Source organism: Thauera aminoaromatica S2 (assembly GCF_000310185.1).
Classification (GTDB): Bacteria; Pseudomonadota; Gammaproteobacteria; order Burkholderiales; family Rhodocyclaceae; genus Thauera; species Thauera aminoaromatica.
Genome location: NZ_AMXD01000154.1, coordinates 1 through 8,281, shown reverse-complemented (window position 1 = coordinate 8,281; position 8,281 = coordinate 1). Strand labels below are relative to the sequence as shown.

5 protein-coding genes and 1 pseudogene are annotated in these 8,281 nt (G+C 67.8%); 4 read left to right on the top strand and 2 right to left on the bottom strand.

Annotated features, from left to right (window positions below):
- Nucleotides 1–24: 24 nt before the first annotated feature.
- Complete coding sequence (locus tag C665_RS16860) at nucleotides 25–1,002, bottom strand: TerC family protein (protein WP_004323556.1); 978 nt, start codon at nucleotides 1,000–1,002, stop codon at nucleotides 25–27.
- A gap of 422 nt (nucleotides 1,003–1,424) precedes the next feature.
- On the opposite strand from C665_RS16860, the gene C665_RS16855 reads away from it, so the two are divergent.
- Nucleotides 1,425–2,768, top strand: a complete 1,344-nt coding sequence (locus C665_RS16855; protein WP_004323555.1) for a hemolysin family protein — start codon at nucleotides 1,425–1,427, stop codon at nucleotides 2,766–2,768.
- Nucleotides 2,765–3,886, top strand: a complete 1,122-nt coding sequence (locus C665_RS16850) for an AI-2E family transporter (protein ID WP_004323554.1) — start codon at nucleotides 2,765–2,767, stop codon at nucleotides 3,884–3,886. Before C665_RS16855 ends, C665_RS16850 begins: the two co-directional genes overlap by 4 nt.
- Nucleotides 3,887–4,274: 388 nt before the next feature.
- On the opposite strand, the gene C665_RS16845 is transcribed toward C665_RS16850, so the two are convergent.
- Nucleotides 4,275–5,054, bottom strand: coding sequence for a ParA family protein (locus C665_RS16845; RefSeq protein ID WP_004323553.1), 780 nt, complete (start codon nucleotides 5,052–5,054; stop codon nucleotides 4,275–4,277).
- A 350-nt stretch (nucleotides 5,055–5,404) separates the two neighbouring features.
- On the opposite strand from C665_RS16845, the gene C665_RS16840 reads away from it, so the two are divergent.
- Both C665_RS16840 and C665_RS16835 read left to right on the top strand, forming a co-directional pair.
- Entirely contained in the window at nucleotides 5,405–7,699 is a 2,295-nt protein-coding gene (locus tag C665_RS16840) for an NADP-dependent malic enzyme (RefSeq protein ID WP_004323552.1), read from the top strand.
- Between the two features lie 134 nt (nucleotides 7,700–7,833).
- Nucleotides 7,834–8,281, top strand: a pseudogene (locus tag C665_RS16835) (phospholipase A); the annotation flags it as partial.

The window sequence follows — 8,281 nt, the reverse complement described above, 5'->3', positions numbered from 1 at the left end:
CGCCCCCAACCCGCCCGCTGCGCGTCAGCCCGCGTTGATCCTGGCGGCTTCCTTCTCCTTGCGCGCCGTGTACCACAGGCTCGCGAACACCGAGCAGGCCAGGATGGTGGCGACCACCGACAACGAGACCAGCACCGGGATCTTCACCCACTCCACGATCAGCATCTTGGTGCCGATGAAGACCAGGATGGCCGCCAGTCCGTACTTGAGCAGCTCGAAGCGGTCGCCGAGGTCGGCGAGCAGGAAGTACATCGCGCGCAGGCCGAGGATGGCGAACAGGTTCGAGGTCAGCACGATGAAGGGGTCGGTGGTGATCGCGAAGATCGCCGGGATGCTGTCGACCGCGAAGATCACGTCGGAGATTTCGACCAGCACCAGGGCGAGAAAGAGTGGCGTCATCATGCGCACGCCGTCGCGCACGACGAAGAAGCGCTCGCCCTCGAGCTTCTCGGTGATCGGGTAGTGATTGCGGATCCAGCGGATGAGCGGGTTCTTGTCCAGGTCGGGGTCGTGCTCGGAGAACCACGCCATCTTGATGCCGGTGACGATCAGGAAGGCGCCGAAGACGTAAAGCAGCCAGTGGAACTCGCTGATCAGCCAGCTGCCTGCGAAGATCATGATCGTGCGCAGCACGATCGCGCCGACGATGCCGTACAGCAGCACGCGGCGCTGCAACTCGAGCGGCACCGCGAAGAAGCTGAAGATCATCATCCACACGAAGACGTTGTCGACCGCCAGCGACTTCTCGACTAGGTAGCCGGTGACGAAGGCGGTCGTCTGCTCGTTGGCGACCGCACGCCCGAGCGTGCTGTCGAGATACCACCACAGCCCGGCGGCGAACAGCATCGCCACGGTGATCCAGGCGAGCGACCAGCCTGCCGCCTCCTTCAACGACACCCGGTGTTGCTTGCCGCCACCGAAGGCGAACAAGTCGACAAGCAGCATCGTTCCCACGATGGCGGCAAAGGCCGCCCACATCCACCACGTTCCGATCGATTCCATCGCGCGCTCCGCAGAAAACAAAAAAGGTCTGTTCCCGACGGACACAGACCCTGGCGCGCTGCGATGCACGGACCTTGCCCATCGGGCAAGGTCTCGCTTGCAACGAACGAATGGATCCGTTCGTTGCCCCCGGCACCGGGAGACGGTCTGAAGACCGATCTGCCGTATTGACGATGCCGGAGCGGAAAAGCTACTCCCCTTGATGAACGGGATTGTGTCTGTTGCACTGCGGGAGTGTCAACGCCGGCGTTTCGGGTTGCCGCGAGCAAGGGGTTCGTGGTGTTGCGCTGCAGCAGCGGGCGAGCGTGGCGCGTGGTCGCGCGGTCGACACCCCGTGTCCGCTGGGGCATCATCGGCGGCGTTCGGCCCGCCCGTCATGCCCGGGTGCCCGCCGGCGCCCCTCTCTCAACCACCTCGAACCCATGGAAATCCTCTTTCTGATCGGCCTCATCGTCCTCAACGGCGTCTTCGCCATGTCCGAGATCGCGCTCGTCACCGCGCGTCGGGCACGGCTCGCGCGGCTCGCCGAGGAGGGCGACGGCGCGGCCGAGGTGGCGATCAAGCTCGGCGAGGACCCGACCCGCTTCCTGTCGACGATCCAGATCGGCATCACCTCGATCGGCGTGCTCAACGGCATCGTCGGCGAGGCCGCGCTCGCCGGCCCGCTCTCCGACTGGTTGCAGGTGCTCGGCATGGAGCAGCGGGTGAGCGAGATCGGCTCCACCGTGCTGGTCGTGGTGGTGATCACCTATGTGTCGATCGTGGTCGGCGAGCTGGTGCCCAAGCGCATCGGGCAGATCGACCCCGAGGGGATCGCCCGCCTGGTGGCGCGGCCGATGAATGTGCTGTCGATCGCCTCGCGGCCCTTCGTCTACCTGCTCGCCGGCTCCACCGCGCTGCTGCTGCGCATCATGGGCCAGCGCGAGAGCACCGGGCCGAGCGTGACCGAGGAGGAGATCCACGCCATGCTGGTCGAGGGCTCCGAGGCCGGCGTGATCGAGAAGAGCGAGCACGACATGGTGCGCAACGTGTTCCGCCTCGACGACCGCCAGATCGGCTCGCTGATGGTGCCGCGCGCGGACATCGTGTCGCTCGACCTCGAGCGGCCGCTGGAGGAGAACCTCGAGCTGGTGGCGTCCTCGTCCTACTCCAGCTTCCCGGTGTGCCGCGGCGGGCTCGACGACATCCTCGGCATTGCCAGCGCCAAGAAGCTCTTCAACCAGTCCCTGCGCGGCGAGCCGATCGACCTCGCCAGGGAGCTGCAGCCTGCGGTGTACGTGCCCGAGTCGCTGACCGGCATGGAGCTGCTCGATCAGTTCCGCTCTTCCGGCACCTACACCGTGTTCGTGATCGACGAGTACGGCGAGATCCAGGGCATGGTCACGCTGCACGACGTGATCGAGTCGGTGACCGGCGAGTTCCTACCGCACGACACCGAGGAGGCCTGGGCGGTGCAGCGCGAGGACGGCTCCTGGCTGCTCGACGGCCTGATCCCGATCGTCGAGCTCAAGGACCGCCTGGGCATCAAGACCGTGCCGGAAGAGGAGAAGGGGCGCTACCACACGCTGTCGGGCATGGTGATGTGGCTGCTCGGCCGCCTGCCGGGCACCGGCGACATCGCCACCTGGGAGAACTGGCGCTTCGAGGTGATCGACCTCGACGGCAAGCGTATCGACAAGGTGCTGGCGAGCCGCCTGCCCGAGCCGGCCGACGAGATCGGCGCCGAGCAGGAGGCCAGCCCGGAAGATCGGGGCGAGACCGCATGATCGACCAGGTCGCGGAGAAGGTCGTCCGCCGCGTCATCCTCGGCTTCCTGCTCGGCGGCCTGCTGTTGCTGAGCTATGCGGTGCTGCACCTGTTCATCGTGCCGGTGGCGTGGGCGGTGATCATCGCCTATGCCACGTGGACGCCTTACCGCCAGCTGCGCTCGCGGTTACCGCGCTATCCCACGATCAGCGCTCTGCTGATGACGCTTTTGCTGAGCGCCGCCTTCGTGCTGCCCGCGCTGTGGATCGGCATGCTGCTGCGCACCGAGGTCGGTGTCGCGATCGCCGCGGTGACCGCGCAGATCCGCGAGGGCGCCTTCGTGCTGCCCGAGTTCGTCCGCACGCTGCCGTGGATCGGCGACGACCTGCAGGCGATGGTGGGCGAGCTCACCCGCGAGCCGGAGGCGCTGCGCGCGCAACTCACCGAGTGGGTGCGCCAGGGCAGCGACCTCGCGCTGACGCTGATCGGCGACGTCGGGCGCAACGCGGCCAAGCTGGGTTTCGCACTCATCACCGTGTTCTTCCTCTACCGCGACGGCGAGCGCGTGCTCGAGCAGGTGGTGGCGGTGCTGCGCCGCTTCCTCGGCGAGCGCCTGGACCCCTATCTCTCCGCGGTGGGCGGGATGACCAAGGCGGTGGTGTGGGGCCTGATCGCGACCGCGATCGGCCAGGGTTTCGTCGCCGGGCTGGGCTACTGGTGGGCGGGCGTGCCGGCACCGGTGCTGATGGGGGCGATCACCGCCGTGATCGCGATGATCCCCTTCGGCACGCCCTTCGCGTGGGGCTCGATCGGCGCCTGGCTGCTGCTCACCGGCAACACCGTCGAGGGCATCGGGCTGCTGCTGTGGGGCGCGCTGGTGGTGAGCTGGGTGGATAACCTGGTGCGTCCGCTGGTGATCAGCAATGCCACCCGCATCCCCTTCCTGCTGGTGATGTTCGGCGTGCTCGGCGGGCTGGCCGCGTTCGGGCTGGTCGGCCTGTTCCTCGGGCCGGTGGTGCTGGCAGTGCTGATGGCGGTGTGGGGCGAGTGGCTGGAGGAGTCGGAGTTCGCGCGCCTTGCGGCGATCGGAGCGCCCGCGGGCGCGAGGGAGGAGGTGGAGCGCGGCGGTCGGTCCTGAGCCGCCGATCGCGACTCGCGTCGCTCCTACAGGAAACGTCGAAGCGCGCGGTCGCCCCGTAGGAGGCGGCGCAAGTCGCGATTGCCACGGTTCCGTCGGCACGGCGCCCGGTTCGCGCCGGGATCGCGACTCGCGTCGCTCCTACAGGAAACGTCGAAGCGCGCGGTCGCCCCGTAGGAGGCGGCGCAAGTCGCGATTGCCACGGTTCCGTCGGCACGGCACCCGGTTCGCGCCGGGATCGCGACTCGCGTCGCTCCTACAGGAAACGTCGAAGCGCGCGGTCGCCCCGTAGGAGCGACGCAAGTCGCGATTGCCACGGTTCCGTCGGCACGGCACTTGGTTCGCGCCCGGATCGCGACTCGCGTCGCTCCTGCGGAAAGCGCGAGGCTCAGGTGCCGTACTTGCGCGCCAGGGTGTCGTGCAGCGCGACGAACTCCTGCGACAGCTTGTGCTTGGGGTCGAGGTGGATCATCGGCTTGGCCTGCTCGTGCGATTCCTTGATCCTGATCGAGGCCGACAGGTAGGGCTGCAGCACCGGCAGACCCTCGTCGATGAGTTCCTGGACCACCTTTTGCGGCAGGCTCGCGCGCGGCTGGAACTGGTTGACCACGATGCCCTCGACCTCGAGGGCGCGGTTGTGGTCGGCCTTGATCTCTTCCACGTTCGCGAGCAGCGAGTACAGCGCCTTGCGCGAGAACTCGTCGCAGTCGAAAGGGATCAGGCAGGCATCGGCGGCGATCAGCGCCGAGCGGGTGAAGAAGTTGAGCGCCGGGGGGGTGTCGATGAAGACGCAGTCGAAGTCCTTCGCCAGCTCCTCCAGCGCATCGCGCAGCTTGTAGATCTTGTAGCGCGACTCGAGCTTGGATTGCAGCTCCTCGAGCTGCGGATGCGAGGGCATCACGTGCAGGCGCTCGAAGGGGGTGGCGACGACGAAGTCCTTGGTGCCGCGCGGGTTGAGCTTGAAGTTGAGCGTCTGGTCGAAAAAATCGGCGAGCGTCGCATCCAGGACGTCCACGCCGGCACCGAGCAGGTACTGGGTGGAGTTGCCCTGCGGGTCGAGGTCCACCACCAGGGTGCGCTTGCCCTGGGCGGCGGCGATCGCCGCGAGGTTGCAGGTGATCGTCGACTTGCCGACACCGCCCTTCTGATTGAATACCACCCGTCGCATCGCCTTCTCCCCTGTCGTCATGTGCGCGCGGCTGCTCGCCGGCCCCGCATTCTGCCAAAAACCGGCGCCTCCGGCGCGCCAGGCACCGGCAAAGCCCGATTCCAGGGTGATCCTGCGCATAAGCGGCGGGCGTGTCCAAGGCCGGGGTGCTGGAGTACACTTCGGGGGCGTCGGTCGCTGGCGATCCCGAGCCGGACGACGCCAACAAGAACAAGCAGGTCTGCGTTCGATTCCCGAGCAGGTCCTCCGTCCCGGGCTGCAAGCCCCGGGAGGGCGGGTGCTGCGTCGCGATTCCGGCCCGGCCTCGACGACCTCATATCGATTACCTCATAGACACGAGAGGGGAGAACATGGATCAGGATTTCATCACCGCAGCGCTCGACTATCACCGCTCGCCGACGCGCGGCAAGATCTCGGTGGTGCCCACCAAGGGCCTCACCAACCAGCGCGATCTCGCGCTCGCCTATTCGCCCGGCGTGGCCGCGGCCTGCGACGCGATCGTCGCCGACCCTGCCGAAGCCTTCGAGCTCACCAGTCGCGGCAACCTCGTCGCCGTGGTCACCAACGGCACCGCGGTGCTCGGCCTGGGCAACATCGGCCCGCTCGCCTCCAAGCCGGTCATGGAAGGCAAGGGTTGCCTGTTCAAGAAGTTCGCCAACATCGACGTCTTCGACATCGAGCTGGCCGAGAACGACCCCGACAAGCTGATCGAGATCATCGCCGCGCTCGAGCCCACGCTCGGCGGCATCAACCTCGAGGACATCAAGGCGCCCGAGTGCTTCTACATCGAGAAGAAGCTGCGCGAGCGCATGAAGATCCCCGTCTTCCACGACGACCAGCACGGCACCGCGATCATTTCGGCTGCCGGCCTGGTCAACGGTCTCAAGGTGGTCGGCAAGAACATCGCCGACGTCAAGCTGGTGTGCTCCGGCGCCGGTGCCGCGGCGATCGCCTGCCTCGACATGATGGTCAGCGTGGGCCTGCGCCGCGAGAACATCTATGTGTGCGACTCCAAGGGCGTCATCTACGAGGGCCGCGAGCCCAACATGGAGCCGACCAAGGCGCGCTACGCGCAGAAGACCGAGGGCCGCGCGCTGGGCGACGTGATCGCCGGCGCCGACGTCTTCCTGGGCTTGTCGACCGCGGGCGTGCTCAAGCCCGAGATGGTGGCGAAGATGGCTGCCAAGCCGCTGATCTTCGCGCTCGCCAACCCGAACCCCGAGATCCTGCCGGCCGACGCCAAGGCCGTGCGTCCGGACTGCATCGTGGCCACGGGCCGTTCGGACTTCCCGAACCAGGTCAATAACGTGCTGTGCTTCCCCTTCATCTTCCGGGGTGCGCTCGACGTCGGCGCGACCACGATCAACGAGGAGATGAAGCTCGCCTGCGTGAAGGCGATCGCCGAGCTGGCCGAGGCCGAGGCGAGCGACATCGTCGCCAGCGCCTACGGCGGCCAGGAGCTCAGCTTCGGTTCCGAGTACATCATCCCGAAGCCCTTCGATCCGCGCCTGATCGTCAAGATCGCGCCCGCGGTGGCGAAGGCGGCGATGGATTCGGGCGTGGCGACCAAGCCGATCGCCGACCTCGAGGCCTACGCCTCCAGCCTCAACGCCTTCGTCTACCAGTCCGGCATCGTCATGAAGCCGGTGTTCTCGGCCGCCAAGGCGGTGCCGCTGGAGCAGAAGCGCGTGATCTACGCCGAGGGTGAGGACGAGCGCGTGCTGCACGCGGTGCGCGTGGTGCTGGACGAAGGCTTGGCGCGTCCGATCCTCATCGGTCGCCCCGAGGTCATCGAGATGCGGATCAAGAAGATCGGCCTCAACCTCAAGCCCGAGCGCGACTTCGAGATCGTGAATCCGGAGTCCGACCCGCGCTATCGCGAGCTGTGGACCGAGTACTACAAGCTCATGAAGCGCGACGGGGTCACCCCCGACCTGGCCAAAGCCAAGATCCGCCGCGACACCACCCTGATCGGGGTCATGATGCTGCGCCGCGGCGATGCCGATGCGCTGGTGTGCGGCACCTTCGGCTCCTACGACTACCACCTCAAGCAGGTGGCGGACGTGATCGGGCTGGCGCCGGGCGCCAAGCAGTTCGCGGCGATGAACCTGCTGCTGCTCACCAAGCGCATGCTGGCGATCACCGACACCTATGTGAATGAGAACCCGAGTGCGGAGGAAGTCGCCGAGATCGCCCGCATGGCGTCCGACGAACTGCGCCGCTTCGGTATCGAGCCGAGCGTGGCGCTGTTGTCGCATTCCAACTTCGGCAGCTCGAACTCGGCTTCGGCGCGCAAGATGCGCCGCGCCTGCGAGATCCTGCGCGAGACCTCGCCCGACCTCAACGTCGATGGCGAGATGCACGGCGATGCCGCGCTCTCCGAGGAGATCCGCGACAAGCTGCATCCGGATTCGGGCCTGAAGGGCGAGGCCAACCTGCTGGTGATGCCCAACCTGGACGCCGCCAACATCTCGTTCAACCTGATGAAGGTGGCCAATGGCGACGGCGTCTCGGTGGGTCCGATCCTGCTGGGCGCGGCCAAACCGGTGCACATCGTGACCCCCTCGGCCACCGTGCGCCGCCTGGTCAACATGACCGCGCTCGCCGTGGTCGATGCCAAGGAGTCGCGCAACGCCGGGGCCTGATGCCTGCCGGCGGCGCCGCTCGGCGCCGCCTCCGCACGAGCCTCGCACGAGGAGGTTCGCGCGGCGTTTTCCCGGGGGCAGTCCTGCGAGGGGCTGCCCCGCTTTGTTTCCTTCGTTCCCGCCAGGCGATCGCCATGCCGAAAACTTCCTCCCCGCGCCCGCTGCTGCTCGCCGGCGCGCTCGCCCTGGCCGCGCCGGCCGCGTTCGCCGCCGACTGGCTGCTCGCCACCTCCAGCCCGCAGGTCGTGCCGGGCCAGCGCTTCGAAGTCGTGGTGATCGGCGAGGGCCGCGCGGCGGATTGGCCGGCGCGGCTGCCGGCGAGCATCGAGCTGTCGGGTGGCGGGCCGCGCATCGCGGTCGAGCTGGTGGCGATCGGCAGGCCCGCGGCGGGGGGCGGCCAGCGCCGCTATTTCGCACGCTGGCCGATGGAGGTCACCGGGGTGGCGGCGCTCGCGCTCGTCGGGCGGCCTTCGGCCCGCGTGCTGCTCGACGCCGGGACGGCGGCCGATGTGGCTACGGCGGCCACCGCGTCGACCGCCATCCCGCCGGTCGCCGCGGCCGGCACGACGGCGGTCGCCCCAG

Coding starts and splice junctions, on each gene's coding strand:
- C665_RS16860 (WP_004323556.1), bottom strand. CDS start 1,002: ATGGAATCGATCGGAACGTGGTGGATGTGGGCGGCCTTTGCCGCCATC.
- C665_RS16855 (WP_004323555.1), top strand. CDS start 1,425: ATGGAAATCCTCTTTCTGATCGGCCTCATCGTCCTCAACGGCGTCTTC.
- C665_RS16850 (WP_004323554.1), top strand. CDS start 2,765: ATGATCGACCAGGTCGCGGAGAAGGTCGTCCGCCGCGTCATCCTCGGC.
- C665_RS16845 (WP_004323553.1), bottom strand. CDS start 5,054: ATGCGACGGGTGGTATTCAATCAGAAGGGCGGTGTCGGCAAGTCGACG.
- C665_RS16840 (WP_004323552.1), top strand. CDS start 5,405: ATGGATCAGGATTTCATCACCGCAGCGCTCGACTATCACCGCTCGCCG.